At 62.6% G+C, this 14,032-nt stretch carries 12 protein-coding genes; 6 read left to right on the top strand and 6 right to left on the bottom strand.

Annotation, left to right across the window (positions count from 1 at the left end; translation table 11 throughout):
• The first annotated feature begins 87 nt into the window (after positions 1–87).
• The 4 genes from PSH73_RS14775 (at position 88) to PSH73_RS14760 (ending at position 5,210) form a co-directional block, all read left to right on the top strand.
• Entirely contained in the window at positions 88–636 is a 549-nt protein-coding gene (locus PSH73_RS14775; RefSeq protein ID WP_057959903.1) for a fimbrial protein, read from the top strand.
• 153 nt (positions 637–789) lie between these two features.
• The gene (locus PSH73_RS14770) at positions 790–1,455 is read left to right on the top strand and encodes a fimbria/pilus periplasmic chaperone (RefSeq protein WP_307830297.1); all 666 of its coding nucleotides are present in this window, start codon (positions 790–792) and stop codon (positions 1,453–1,455) included.
• 171 nt (positions 1,456–1,626) lie between these two features.
• Positions 1,627–4,086, top strand: a complete 2,460-nt coding sequence (locus PSH73_RS14765) for a fimbria/pilus outer membrane usher protein (RefSeq protein WP_309500895.1) — start codon at positions 1,627–1,629, stop codon at positions 4,084–4,086.
• The gene (locus tag PSH73_RS14760) at positions 4,083–5,210 is read left to right on the top strand and encodes a fimbrial protein (RefSeq protein ID WP_169989996.1); all 1,128 of its coding nucleotides are present in this window, start codon (positions 4,083–4,085) and stop codon (positions 5,208–5,210) included. Before PSH73_RS14765 ends, PSH73_RS14760 begins: the two co-directional genes overlap by 4 nt.
• Before the next feature lie 20 nt (positions 5,211–5,230).
• On the opposite strand, the gene PSH73_RS14755 is transcribed toward PSH73_RS14760, so the two are convergent.
• Genes PSH73_RS14755 through PSH73_RS14735 form a run of 5 tightly spaced genes read right to left on the bottom strand, consistent with a single transcriptional unit; the run spans position 5,231 to position 11,693 of the window.
• Positions 5,231–6,502: an FAD-binding oxidoreductase gene (locus tag PSH73_RS14755; RefSeq protein WP_198799363.1), complete on the bottom strand. Its 1,272-nt coding sequence runs from the start codon at positions 6,500–6,502 to the stop codon at positions 5,231–5,233.
• A 2-nt stretch (positions 6,503–6,504) separates the two neighbouring features.
• Positions 6,505–8,076, bottom strand: a complete 1,572-nt coding sequence (locus tag PSH73_RS14750; RefSeq protein WP_305460823.1) for an aldehyde dehydrogenase (NADP(+)) — start codon at positions 8,074–8,076, stop codon at positions 6,505–6,507.
• Positions 8,077–8,131: 55 nt separating this feature from the next.
• Positions 8,132–9,079 (bottom strand): dihydrodipicolinate synthase family protein, encoded by a 948-nt coding sequence (locus PSH73_RS14745; protein WP_057441006.1) that lies wholly within the window; start codon positions 9,077–9,079, stop codon positions 8,132–8,134.
• Positions 9,080–9,123: 44 nt separating this feature from the next.
• Positions 9,124–10,050 (bottom strand): 4-hydroxyproline epimerase, encoded by a 927-nt coding sequence (locus PSH73_RS14740; RefSeq protein WP_057959897.1) that lies wholly within the window; start codon positions 10,048–10,050, stop codon positions 9,124–9,126.
• A gap of 26 nt (positions 10,051–10,076) precedes the next feature.
• Positions 10,077–11,693 carry an APC family permease gene (locus PSH73_RS14735; protein ID WP_115128464.1) on the bottom strand — a complete coding sequence of 539 codons (1,617 nt, stop codon included), beginning with the start codon at positions 11,691–11,693 and terminating at the stop codon, positions 10,077–10,079.
• A 200-nt stretch (positions 11,694–11,893) separates the two neighbouring features.
• Here PSH73_RS14735 and PSH73_RS14730 point away from each other — a divergent pair, with 200 nt between their 5' ends.
• A complete protein-coding gene (locus tag PSH73_RS14730) occupies positions 11,894–12,664 on the top strand; it encodes an AraC family transcriptional regulator (protein ID WP_198799360.1) in 771 nt (256 codons plus the stop codon).
• 349 nt (positions 12,665–13,013) lie between these two features.
• Positions 13,014–13,202 carry a hypothetical protein gene (locus tag PSH73_RS14725; RefSeq protein WP_198799359.1) on the top strand — a complete coding sequence of 63 codons (189 nt, stop codon included), beginning with the start codon at positions 13,014–13,016 and terminating at the stop codon, positions 13,200–13,202.
• Here PSH73_RS14725 and PSH73_RS14720 read toward each other — a convergent pair.
• Positions 13,187–14,023: a 5'-nucleotidase, lipoprotein e(P4) family gene (locus tag PSH73_RS14720; protein ID WP_057959222.1), complete on the bottom strand. Its 837-nt coding sequence runs from the start codon at positions 14,021–14,023 to the stop codon at positions 13,187–13,189. The two genes, PSH73_RS14725 and PSH73_RS14720, sit on opposite strands and share 16 nt — an antisense overlap.
• Positions 14,024–14,032: the final 9 nt, after the last annotated feature.

The following is a 14,032-nucleotide window of genomic DNA, read 5'->3' as shown; positions in this document are numbered from 1 at the left end:
AAACTCAGCCCCGCAACAGCACAGAAGCTCTCCGATAAACGGAAGCTTTATAACTTACTGTAGAACATCGCTCTCTCGGAGTTACTCATGAATTACAAAGCTCGCGCCCTCGCTGTACTGGTCGCTGCCACCGCCTCTACCGTTGCTCTGGCTTCAGACGGCAAAATCGATTTCAACGGCGAACTGAAAGCCGAAACCTGCAAGGTTGCGGTTAACGGCGCGGCTGGTGCGAGCCCGTCGACTGTCACGCTGCCAACCGTCTCTACCGCTGCCCTGGGAGCAAAAGGCCAAGTGGCAGGCCAGACCGGTTTCAATATCGAGCTGAGCGATTGTTCTGCCGCGCTGAAAACAGCTGCTGCATTCTTTGAGTCGAGCGGCAGCGTTGATGCAACCAGCGGCAACCTGAAGAACGTGAGCGGTACTGCCACCCAGGTTCAGCTGCAATTGGTTGACGCAACCAATGGCAACGCGATCAAGGCCGGCAACACTGCGCAGGTCACTTCCACCAGCCGTATTGCCATCGATGCAACCTCCAAGGCCGCCATCCTGCCATACGCTGTCCAGTACTACGCTCAAGCCCCGACCACTCCGGGTACCGTAGTTGGCTCCGTGACTTACTCCATCAATTATCAGTAAGTCGCCGCTCATGGACACACGCCCTGTTCAGTGACAAAAGGGCGTGCTTCCAGGCAGCAACGGGATTACGTAATGCCTTGCACATCTGCCCTCAGACAATTGCTCCTGGCAAGCCTTGTGACACTGACGTGTTCCCAGGCTATCGGGGGTGTAGTGATTACCGGAACCCGCCTGCTCTACCCGGCGGACCAGAAAGAAATCACGGTAAAACTCAACAACAACGGCACGCAGCCAGCGCTGATCCAGTCGTGGATCGACACCGGCAGCGTTGAGTCGACTCCGACCAGCTCCAAGGCGCCGTTCCTGCTTTCACCGCCGGTGGCGCGCATCGATCCGACCAAGGGCCAAAGCCTGCGGGTGTTGTTTACCGGGGCTCCCATGGCCCAGGACAAAGAGTCGGTGTTCTGGCTCAACGTATTGGAAATTCCACCCAAGCCCGAGGCGGGTGCAGATATCAATACGCTGCAAATGGCATTCCGTTCGCGGATCAAATTGTTTTATCGCCCGACCGGCTTGCCAGGCACTGCCAGCGAGGCGATCGAGCAGGTGCAGTGGCAATTGGTGCCCGCACGCGATGGGCAAGGCTTGGCCTTGCAGGCCTTCAATCCGTCGGCGTTCCATGTTTCGCTGATCGAGTTGGAACTGGTGGCTGGCGCCCAGCGTGAGCGCAGTGAAGACGGCATGATCGCTCCGGGTGAAACCCGCCAATTTGTGCTCCCAACGCTCAAGGTCCGACCGGCTGCGGGTGCTCAGGTGGAGTTCAGCGCTATCAACGATTACGGCGCACTGATCCCGACCCGTAAAGCACTCAAGCCCTGATTAAACCTCAAGTTTTTTAGTCGCGAGTCATTTATGTCGACCTCTTCCAGCTGCAGGCTTTCTCTGCGGGCGCGGCCTTGCTTCGCCTTGAATCCGCTCTCTGCCTTGATCCTCAGGGTATTGGCCATCGCCCCTGGTGCATGGGGTATACAGGGTGCGCTGGCGCAAGAGGTGCAGTTCAACGATGCGTTCCTGCCTGAAGACTCGCGCAATCTCGACTTGGGCGCCTACCAGACCGGCAACCCGGTGATGCCCGGGCAATACCGTGCAGACGTAGTGCTTAACGGCCAGTTGAACAGCCGCCAGGACATTCGCATCGACGCCCAGGCCGACGGCAGTAAGCCGGTGGTCTGCATGACGCGTGGCTTGCTTGAGCGTCAGGGTGTGGAGATGAGCAAGCTGGCGCCTGAAAGCACTTTGGCGCTGGACAGCCAGGGCTGTGCCGCCGTGGGCAGTCTGATCCCGGGTGCAACCGCGAATTTTTCACCGGAAAACCAGGCCCTCGACCTGAGCATTCCCCAGGCGGCGCTGCGGCGCAATGCCCGAGGATACGTCAGCCCGGAACTGTGGGATCGCGGCGTGACCGCAGGCATGCTCAGCTACAGCTTCAATGGCAGCCGTAACCGTACCCGCAGTGGCAACTCTGACTCGGCATTCCTGGGCCTGCACACCGGCCTCAACCTGGGTGACTGGCGCCTGCGCCACAACGCGTCGATGAGCTGGCAGTCACGTCAGGGCAATAATTACCAAGCCCTGGACTCCTATGCGCAACGCGACATCACCGCGTTGAAAAGCCAACTGACGGTGGGTGAGTCCAACACCTCCGGCGAGATCTTCGACACCCTGTCCTACCGTGGTGTGCAACTGGCCAGTGACGACCGCATGCTGCCCGACTCCATGCGCGGCTATGCCCCGGTGATCCGTGGGATTGCCCGCACCAACGCCCGTGTGACCATTCGCCAGGCCGGCAACATCCTGCTGGAAACCACCGTGGCTCCCGGGGCATTTGTGATTGATGACCTGTATTCAACCGGCTATGGCGGCGACCTCAGTGTCAGCGTGGCGGAAGCCGACGGCACTGAGCAGAACTTCATCGTGCCCTATGCCTCGGTCAGCCAGTTGCTGCGCCCCGGTACCTCGCGCTTCAGCCTGACCGCAGGCGAGACCCGCAATAACTACGTCGACAAGCAATCGCGCCTGCTACAAGGCACTGTGCAATATGGCCTGAACAATACGTTCACCGGATTTGCCGGGATGCAGTCCAGCGATGACTACACCGCCGTGCTCACCGGCCTGGCGTTTGGCACGCCGATCGGTGCCATGGCCATCGACTTGACTCACGCCCAGACTGACCTGGCCACTGGTGCCGCCAAAGGGCAGAGCATGCGGGTGTCCTACAGCAAAAATGTGCTCAGCACGGGCAGTAACTTCACCGTTGCGGCTTATCGTTTTTCTACCAGCGAATACCTGGACTTCAGTAACGCCATGCAACTGCTCGATGCCGAGAAAACGGGGTGGGACACCAGCATGTTCGGGCGCCCGCGCAGTCGCTTTTCGGTCACCGCCGACCAGAGCCTGGGGGAGTGGGGGCAAGTGGCAATCAGCGGCTATGCGCAGAACTACTGGAACCTGCCGGGCAGTGATTTGCAGTACCAGTTCAGCTACAGCAAGCAGTTCAATCGCATCAGCTTCAGTGTGAACGCCAACCGCAGCCGCATGGGCCTGGGGGACATGGAAAACAGCTTTTTGCTGACCATGAGCATGCCTCTGGAATTTGGCGGTCCAGGCTTCAGCCCGCAAATGACCGCACAGGTAGGACGTGACTCCCAAGGCAACTACAGCGAGCAGGCCGGCATCAGCGGCACCGCTGGCGAGGACCGTCAATATGGCTATGGCGCGACGGTCGGCCATGACGGTGCCAGTAACAGCAAGAGCGCGGCCCTCAATGGCCAATACACCGGCGCGCGCGCCATGCTCAGCGCTGCCCTGGGACGCGGTGATGGCTACACCAGCGCCTCGGTGGGCGCGAGCGGCAGCGTGGTGGCGCATGCCGATGGGGTGACCATGACTCCTTATCGCGGTGAAACCATGGCGGTGGTCAGTGCCCCGGGTGCGCAGGGGGCCAAGGTGTCCGGCTACCCTGGCCTCAAGCTCGACAGCCGCGGCAATGCCGTGGTTCCGTACCTGCGGCCATATGAGTTGAACGAAGTGGCAATCGACCCTATTGGTAGCTCGCTGGACGTCGAACTCAGCGAAACCAGCCAACAGGTGGCCCCGCGCGCCGGTGCGGTGGTGCACCTCAAGTACACCACCAACCAGGGCCGCGCAGTGTTGCTCAACGTACGCCTCGACGATGGCAGCAGCCTGCCCTTTGGTGCTGGCGTGACAGATATCGACGGCACCTCGGTCGGCGTGGTCGGGCAGGGTGGCCAGCTCTACGCACGGATCAAGCCGCAAACCCGTCAGTTACTGATCAACTGGGGAAGCAAGACCCATCAACAGTGCGCACTGGTCATCCCGGCGGGCCCCGGCGAAGGGCAGCAATTGCAACAGGTAGACGCGGTTTGTGCGGCCGGTAAGCAAGTCGCTGGCAGCGTGCAGCCCAACACTCTTCAAAAGGTACAGTTATGAACATTGGCGCTTTGATCAAGGCGGGCCTGGCCGTCGCGGCATTGTGGGCGGCGGCGGGGACGGCCATGGCGGTCACTTGCACCTACATGGAGGGTATCCAGCCGGCCGTGGGCTCCATGCCATTGCAGATTTCGGCGATCACTATCGGGCGCGATCTGCCGGTGGGTACCGAGGTATATCGTCAGCGCTTCAGCATGGCTGCGGGCCAGGCGCCCAAGCTTGAATGCCTCTATGCCCCGTATCAGCAGTGGACTGAGATGACAGTCGACTCCCGTTATCCCATGGCCAATGTGTCCAGCGGGACCTACGCCAACAAGGTCTATAGAACCAGCATTCCGGGGCTGGGGGTTGCCTTCAACAGCTCGGGCGGCCTGCTGCCAAGGCAATCTGGCAAGGCATGGACCACATGCACATCTGGCTACAGGTGTGTGGTCCCATTTGACGGGCCTTCGAACTTTGAGCTGATCTTGATCAAACTGGGCGATGTAACGCCTGGTGTATTGGTGGGCAATACGTTGCCGGTCGTCAGTCTGTACGGCAACTTCGGCGATGCGAGAATGCGCGGCTTCAGTATGGGGATCTCCGGCAATATCCAGATTGTCTCGAGTACCTGCCGTACACCGGATGTCTCGGTGCCCATGGGCTCTCATCTGACCTCCAAGTTCACCGGGCTCAACAGCAGCACGGGCTGGACGGATTTTTCCATCGCTTTGAATGACTGCCCGGCGTTCAACGGGATCTATACGACAACGGGGCCGGCCTGGTCATCGCAAAGTGGAAATTTTCCTTCTGGTACGAACATCGGCAGTGGCTCTCTGGTGCGTAACACCCTGCAGTACCGCATCGACCCCGCGCGTACGGCGATCAACACGAATAACGGTGTACTGGGCCTCGACCCTGGCGCCACGGGCAGTGCGCCCGCCGCCACAGGGGTTGGCGTGCAGGTGCAGAACCGCAACGGCAACTCGGTCATCCTTGGAACCAACCAAAGCAGCGGCCTCACCCTGCGCCCCAACGAGGGGAGTTATACGATCCCCTTGCGCGCCCGCTACCTGCAGACGGCGAGCAAGGTAACCCCCGGCCCGGCGAATGCCTCGGCGACGTTTACGATTATTTACCAGTGATTGCTCCTGCTAGGTCTGCGTCAGAACCGATCCAGCCGATAGGCCGCCAATGCCGGCAATCCCTGGGGCTGAGGCACATAAATCGGCGATACCCACTGCGCGATCAGCTCGGCAGTGACGGCCGCTTGCGTCAACCCCAAATGTTGATGCCCGAAAGCAAGCAACACTCTGCCGTCGCACACCCGGTCGATGATTGGCAGCGAGTCCGGCAACGACGGCCGAAAGCCCATCCACGGCGTGGCGTCCTCAGCGCTCAGTTCGTCACGCAACAGGCCGCGGCTGAGCCGGTGCAACTGCCAGGCGCGCTGCATGTTTGGCGGGCGGTCGAGGCCGGCGAATTCCACGGTGCCGGCCAGCCGTAGCCCATCGCTCATGGGCGTCATGATGAACTTGCGTTCCAGTGAGGTGACGGCGAAGGGCAGGCGATCTTGTTCATGGGGCAGCATCAGGTGATAACCGCGCTCGGTGTCCAGGGGCACCTTTTTGCCGGTCAGCGCCTGGGTGAGCCTGGCCGAGTGGGCGCCGCAGGCGATCACCACCTGGCGTGCGGCCAAGCGGCCCTGGTCGGTGATCAGTGCAACGCCCTGGTTCTGAAGCTGGCCGTCCCGGACCTGGCGCTTGAGAAAGGTCACGCCGCTGGCCTTGGCGGCCTCGACCAGTTCGCACACCACGCGATACGGATCGAGGAAATGCCCGGTGCGGGGAAAGAACAAGCCCCCCTGGATCCGCTCGCTCAATTGCGGTGCGGCCTGCTGCACGGCGTCGGCCGACCAGCAGTCCACCGGCACGTTCTGCTGGGTCATGCGCGCTTGCAAACCCTCAATTGCTTGCCGCGATTCGGCACGCTCGAACACCAGCAGCGAGCCGTCCTCGCGCATCAACTGGGGCCGGTCGATGTTCGCCAACAAGCGCTGCCAGGCGCCCAGGCTGCTTTCGTTGAGGGCACGGATACCGGCGACCGTGCGCTGGTAAGCTGCCGGGCGCAGGTTTAACAAGAGGCGAGCAAACCAGGGCAGCGCACGGGGCAGGTATTTCCAGTCCAGGCGCAGCGGGCCCATGGGGTCCATGAGCATCGCGGGCAGGCGCATCAGGATCGACAGGTCGGCGATGGGGAACACCTGTTCGGTGGCCAAATGCCCGGCATTGCCGAACGAGGCGCCCATCCCCGGTTCCTGCTGGTCGATGACCACCACGCGCCGGCCCTGGTGCGCCAGTTGCAGCGCGCAGGCGACGCCGATGATGCCGGCGCCGACCACCGCGATGTCGATCTCGGGTTGACGATTGTCGAGCATGATCAGGCTTCTCTCTGGCCGTCGAGCAAGCGTCGCAGCCGCAGCGGGTTGCCTTGTTTCAGTGCGTCGGGCAGCAGGCTGTCGGGGAAGTCCTGGTAGCACACCGGCCGCAGGAAACGCAGGATCGCGGCGGTGCCGACCGAGGTCGAGCGCGAGTCCGAGGTCGCGGGGAAGGGCCCGCCATGCACCATGGCATCACACACCTCGACCCCGGTCGGCCAGCCGTTGACCAGCAGCCGGCCAGCCTTGCGCTCAAGTGCCGGCAGCAATGCCCGTGCCTGTTCAACATCCCCCTCATCCAGGTGCAGGGTGGCGGTCAACTGGCCTTCGAGGTGCTCAGTCACTTGGCGCATTTGCGCGTTGTCGGCGCACTGCACCAGGAGCGAGGCGGCGCCGAAGACTTCGGCCTGCAAATGCGGGTTGGTAAGGAAGTCTTGCGCGTGGGTAGTAAACAGCTGCGCCTGGCATTGGTTCGGCCCTTGCGCCGGCAACCCGCTGGCCAGGCAGTGGGCATGCTCAGCCAGTGCGCTGACGCCCGCCTCATAGGCCTGGAAGATGCCCGGTGTGAGCATGGTCTGCGCCGGGCTGCGTTGCAGCAAGTCGCTGGCGAGGCTGACAAACTGCTGCAGTTCCGGACCTTGAACCGCAATCACCAGGCCGGGGTTGGTGCAGAACTGCCCGGCGCCCTGGGTCAATGAGGCGACAAACCCTTGTGCCAGTGCTTCGCCGCGCGCCTTGAGGGCGCCCGTAAACAGGTACACCGGGTTGATGGCGCTCATTTCCGCGTACACCGGAATGGGCTCCGGCCGTGCCTGGGCCGCCTGGCACAAGGCAATACCGCCACTTTGCGAACCGGTGAATCCCACTGCCTTGATCCTTGGGTCGCTGACCAGGGCAATCCCCACTTCGCGTCCGGAACCGTACAGCAGGGAAAACACGCCCTCGGGCAGACCACACTGCTTCACGGCACGGGCCAGCGCGCGGGCCACCAGTTCGCTGGTGCCGGGGTGGGCGCCGTGGGCCTTGACGATCACCGGGCAACCGGCGGCAAGGGCTGAAGCGGTATCACCGCCGGCCACCGAGAACGCCAGCGGGAAGTTACTGGCGCCGAATACGGCCACCGGGCCCAGCGGCACCTGGCGTTGGCGCAGGTCGGCACGGGGCAGGGGCTGGCGGCCTGGTTGGGCGCCATTGACCCGCACGTCCAGCCATTCGCCAGCGCGTACGGTGCGGGCGAAGGTACGCAGTTGCTGGCAGGTGCGGCCCCGTTCGCCCTGGATCCGCGCGTGGGGCAAGCCGGTTTCGGCCACGGCACGCTCGATCAGTTCATCGCCGAGGGCTTCGATTTCGCTGGCGATGGTTTCGAGGAATTCAGCACGCGCCGCCAGTGATGTCTCGCGGTAGCTGTCGAAGGCTGACCACGCCAACGCGCAAGCCTGGGCCACCTGCTCGGTGGAACCGCCGGGATAGGCCGGCTCCAGCGCAGCATCGGTGGCTGGGTTGATCGCACGGATGGCTGTGCGGGTGCCGGGAATGGAGTGCTGACCGATCAGCATATTGCCTGTCAGAGTCATGGCCTGTTCCTGAAAAAAGAAGGGACGCCGCTGTGTAGCAGCGGCGTACGAGCAGTCAGTCGACGTTCTGTTCTGCCGACCAGTTGGCGTACCACTGGCGGAACAGCGCGTACTGGTGCTCGGCATACCGGCGTTGGGCATCGCTGAGCACATCGCTGTCGTTGAAGTGCAGGCTGTATTCCAGGTCGCCATTGAGCACCATCAGGTGCTTGTAATAGAGCACCAGGTCGCAGCCTTCATCGAAGGACGACAGCACCGCCAGCGCCGCTTCCAGCTCCCGGGCCTGGCGCCGGGCCTTGGCATCGCCCTTGGCAGCCTTCTTACTCAGGGCCACCAGTTGCAGGACTTCCCGTGGCAGGGCGTTGCCGATGCCAGTGATCGCGCCGGTGGCGTTGCAGTTGACGAAACCGTGCACCACCTGGGTATCGACACCGACCATCAGGGTCACGTCATCGTCTTTGGAAGTGATGTGTTCGGCCGCATAGCGCAGGTCGGCGCCGCCGCCGAACTCCTTGAAGCCGATCAGGTTCGGGTACTCGCGACGCAGTTCAAAGAACAGGTCTGCGCGGGTGGCGAAGCCGTAGTAGGGGCTGTTGTAGATCACCGACGGCAGGTTCGGTGCGGCGCTGAGGATCGCCGCGAAGTGGGCCTTTTGCGCAGTGGCCGAAGCGCCACGGGACAGCACCCGTGGGATGACCATCAAACCGTGGGCGCCGACCTTGGCGGCGTGGGCGGCATGGGATATTGCTTCACGGCTGTTGACCGCCCCGGTGCCGACAATGGTCGGGATGCCCGCAGCCACCAGGCGCGCCACGCCTTCCTGGCGCTGGGCTTCGGTGAGCAACGGCCAGTCGCCCATGGAGCCGCAATACACCACGGCGCTCATGCCGATGTCGATCAGTTCGCGGCCCTTGGCGACCAGGGCGTCGAAGTCCGGCTGACGCTCGGCGGTGCACGGGGTCATCAGGGCAGGGATGCAGCCGGTGAAAATGTTATCGCTCATGGTTCTATCTCCTTGGAAGGGTCTGTTGTAACGCTGCCGGGTGCTCAAATGCCCCAGGCGAAGGGGTCCTGTTCGTCGATCAGCAAGGTGCTGTCGGCGGTCATATAGGCGCGGCCGGTGATGAAGGGGCGGATGCGTTCGCCCTCCCATTCAAAACGGCCTTCGAATTGGCTGGCGGTGATGCTGGCTTGTACCCAGGGCTCACCGGCCTGAAGCTTTCCATCGGCGGCCAGGCACGCCAGCTTGGCGCTGGTACCCGTGCCGCAGGGCGAGCGGTCGTAGGCCTTGCCGGGGCACATGACGAAGTTGCGGCTGTCGGCCTGGTCGTCATCGGCGAACAGTTCGATATGGTCGATCAACGCGCCGTCTGCGCCATGGATGCCTTGGGCTTCGAGGGCCTTGAGCATGGCCCAGGTGAAGTCGGTAAGGACCTCGACATTGGCCATGTGCACATCCTGGCCGTGCTCGGACACCAGGAAAAACCAGTTGCCGCCCCAGGCGATATCGCCGTAGATCCGGCCATGCCCCGGTACATCCACGGGCACCTGCTGGCGATAGCGATAGGCGGGCACGTTGCGCAGGGTGACCGCGCCGTCCTCATGCAGGGTGGCGCTGACTTGGCCCACCGGCGTGTCGATGCTGTGCACCCCTGGCGCGATGCGGCCCAAGTAGTGCAACGAGGCAATCAGGCCGATGGTGCCGTGGCCACACATGCCGAGGTAGCCGGCGTTGTTGAAAAAAATCACCCCGCAGGTGGCCCCCGGCGAAACCGGCTCGCAGTACAGCGCGCCGACCAGTACATCGTTGCCACGGGGCTCCAGCAGGCAGGCGCGGCGCCATGGGTCGTGCTCGGTGCGCAGGCTCTCAAGCTGCTCGGCGATGGTCTGGCCGGCCAGCTGCGGGAAGCCATTGATGATCAGGCGCGTCGGTTCGCCGCCGGTGTGGGAGTCAATCACATGCAGTCGTTTCATCCAGCTATTCCTTGGTGATTGGCCAATTACGCGTTCGCCGGGTGCATGCCGGTAGTGGGCAGCACGGCTTCGCTTTCGTCGTCTTCGTGTTCCAGTTCTACCAAGTGCGCCGGCACGCCGGTGGCTGCACCCCAGTAGTAGATGCCCATGGCACAGGCGGCGACGACCAGGGTGTCGAAGGGATGGCTGAGCACGCCCAGGCCGCCGAAACTGCCGAGTTTCGACAGCACCATGGTCACGGTGTAGAAGCCGATCAGCCACGCGCTGGAGCGCACTTGCTGGGCGATGCTCAGGTGCTGGGTCGGCACCAGGCGGCGGCACAGCAGGTACACCACAAACATCACGATTTGCAGGCCCAGCAGCCAGGACACGGTGTTCCAGCCCGACCAGTAGACGATCAGCGCGGCGATGATGAACGACAGCGGGCCCAGCACACTCATCCACTTGACCCGGAACGGGCGCGGCATGTCCGGCGCATTGCGTCGCAACGCAGCCACGCACACCGGGGCCACGGCGTAGCTCAACACCAGGGCGGCGGACACCACATTGATCAGCGCTTCCCAGGACGGGAACGGCAGGGTCCAGAACACCGACAAGCCAAAGGTCAGCCACAACGCCGGGCGCGGGATACCGGATTTCTCATCAATACGCGTGAAAATCTTGAAGAAAGTGCCAGTCTGCGCCCAGCCATAGATCACCCGTGGCGTGGCGTTCATATAGATATTGCCGCAGCCGCTGGGGGAGATCACCGCGTCGGCCACCACCAGGTAGGCCAGCCAGCCCACGCCCAGGGCCAGGGCGATATCGCGATAGGGCAGGGCCAGTTCCTTGCTGATGCCGGCCCAGCCATTGGCGAGCATTTCGGTGGGCACGCCGCCGAGGAAGGCCACTTGCAGCAGCACATAAATTGCCGTGGACAGCAGCACCGAAAGGATCAGGGCAATGGGAATGGTGCGTTGTGGGTTTTTCACTTCGCTGGCCACCGAGATGATCGGCGTCAGCCCCAGATAGGCAAAAATCACCCCGCCGGCGGACACCGCCATTTCAATCCCCGACAGGCCGAACGGCGCGAACCCCTGGGAGTGGAAGTTGGCCGGTTTGAAGAAGGTGAACAGCACGCCAATCACCAGCAGCGGCACGATGAACTTGAAAATGCTGACCAGGTTATTGGCGATGGCGAAGGTCTTGACGCTGCGGTAATTGAGCACGAAAAACAGGCAGAGCAGGCCGAACTGCACCAGCCAGCCGAGGGGGGTGGGGTCGCTGGAGCCAGCCTTGGTCAACTCGGGAAACCAGGCGGCGGCATATTGCCTTGCGGCAACCACTTCAATCGCCACCAGGCTGGAAAACGCGATCAGCGTGATAAAGCCCATCAGGTAGCCCAGCAGCGGGCCGTGGGAATACACCGGGTAGCGCACCACGCCCCCGGCACGGGGCAGGGCGGCGCCCAATTCGCAATACACAATGCCCAGCAACAGCACGGCAAAACCGCCGAGCAACCAGGAAAAAATCCCCGCGGGGCCGGCAATGGACGACACGTGACTGGCGGCAAACAACCAACCGGAACCGAAGATGGCTCCCAGGCCGATAAAGGTGAGGTCGATCAGAGACAGCTGTTTCTTGAACTTGCCTTGGGCTGACATAGCGGCGCCTTCTTGTGGGTTATTGGATAGGCATGCAGTGGCGCTACAGTGAACCCATCGGCGCGCTGGCGATTGATGTTTTGCGCGGCTATCAATGACGAATTCAGCACAATTGCCAGGTGGGCAACGGCACTCGACAGGGCCCCGGCCATCGGGCAATCTGCTGGCCCGGCGAGGCGATAAACGAGGCGGTGAGCGGCATGATGCACAACGCGTTTGCAGCCCTGTGCCAGGGCGATGAGCAGCGCCCCCACAGCCTCGAACAGCTGCTGGCGGGCGTGGCCATGCTGTTACCGATGCTCGACGTGATCCCCAATGCGACGATGTTTATAAAGGATGTGCAGGCGCGCTATGTCATGGCCAACCACACCCTGGTGCAGCGCTGTGGCTTGAAAGACCGGCGCCCGTTACTGGGCAAGACCAGCGCCGAAGTGTTCCCCGCGCAGTTGGGGCCGGGCTATACCGAACAGGATCGGCGCGTACTGGAGCAGGGCCTGGTACTGGAGGACCAACTGGAGTTGCACCTGTACGGCAGCCGCGAACCCGGTTGGTGCCTGACCCACAAATGGCCGTTGTATAACCGCGAGGGGGCGATCATCGGCTTGGCTGGGATTTCGGTCGACCTGCAATCCGCCAGCGAGACCCACCCGGCCTATCAGCGCCTGGCGGCGGTGGACGAACACATCCGCGCCCATTTCAACCAGCGCGTGACCCTCGGCGAACTGACACGCATCGCCGGCATCTCGGTGGCGCAACTGGAGCGTTACTGCAAGCGCGTATTCCACCTGACACCCCGGCAGATGATCCAGAAAGTGCGCCTGGAACATGCCCATCGCCTGTTGCACACCGAGTTGCCGATCACCGAAGTGGCCTTGCAATGCGGCTACACCGACCACAGTGCATTCACCCGCCAGTTCAAGGCATTGACTGGCTTTACGCCGCGTCAGTATCGGCAGGCCACCAGCCAATGAGTGGACGCAAGTCCATGTGACAGATGGCTTGCCAGCGATAGCGGTGGGTCAGCCAACATCAATCCCAGCAATGCCGCCGCCATCGCAGCCTCGCTGGGGCTCGACAGCTCCCACCTCGATCTTCAGGGGGTGGAGGATTGCGTTTCAGCTGCCATTGCAGGATGCATCCGGTACTCAATGTACTGAGGATCCAAGGTGGGAGCTGGCTTGCCTGCGATAGCGGCGGGTCAGCCAACATCAATCCCAGCAATGCTGCCGCCATCGCAGCCTCGCTGGGGCTCGACAGCTCCCACCTCGATCTTCAAGGGGTGGAGGATTGCATTTCAGCTGCCACCGCAGGATGCATACGATGCTCAATGTGCTGAAGATCCAATGTGGGAGCTGGCTTGCCTGCGATAGCGGTAGTTCAGCCAACATCAACCCCCGCAATGCTGCCGCCATCGCAGCCTCGCCGGGGCTCGACAGCTCCCACCTCGATCTTCAGGGGGTGGAGGATTGCATTTCAGCTGCCACCTTGGATCTTCATTGCTGCAACTGAAGGGCCTCACGCTTGAAAAAGCGCTTCTGCTCAAATGGAATCTCTTCGCGGTCGGCGTAGGGTGCGCTGTACCAGTTGCCGTAGGTGGGATTCGGCAGCAGGAACCAGCGCTGGCCGAACCAGCCTGCATAGGGCTCGACCGCCCGGCGTTGGGCGGCCAGGGTGTTGTGTTCGGCCTGGACGAAATCCCCCAGGGAATCCCCGACCATCAACAGCACCCGCGCCTGGCTGGCGACCCACTGGCGGCGGCAGTTCTTGCCGTAGCCGGCCTGTTCGCAATGGCCGGTCGGGGTGGCGGCCGCCAGTATTTGTTGGTTGCTGTCCACCGGGAAACCACGCAGGCGCAGGTTAGCGACCGTGGCCTGAACCTGGCTGTGTTCGCGGTTGGTCAGGTAATACACCTTGATCCCGCGTTGCTGCGCCGCCTGCACAAACGCCACGGCACCGGGCAGGGTCTGGGCCTTGGCCTGGTCGACCCAGGTGTTCCAGCGATCATAGGAGTAGACCTGGTTGTTGATGATGTCCCGCGCGTTGAGTGGCACGTTGTCCAGCAGGGTTTCGTCGATATCGACGATCACCGCCGGCGGCAGGCCGCTGAGGTTGCGTGGGGCAAAGGGCAGGGCGTCCCAGTCCTTGCTGGCCAGGGCCACGTCGAGCTGGCGGGTGGCGTTGGCAAACACCTGGCGATAGATCAACTCATGCTCGATGGAGGTTTGGGTCCAGAGCACCGCATCCAGTTGGTCGTTGGCCGGTGGGTGCTGTTGGCAACCGACCAATAGTGAAGAGAACAGGCAGATGCTGGCGAAGGTGAGATTGCGCATGAAAGGCTC

Source organism: Pseudomonas sp. FP2294, assembly GCF_030687625.1.
Classification (GTDB): Bacteria; Pseudomonadota; Gammaproteobacteria; order Pseudomonadales; family Pseudomonadaceae; genus Aquipseudomonas; species Aquipseudomonas shahriarae.
The sequence above is the reverse complement of the archived record's forward strand: the minus strand, read 5'-3'. Positions and strand labels throughout refer to the sequence as shown.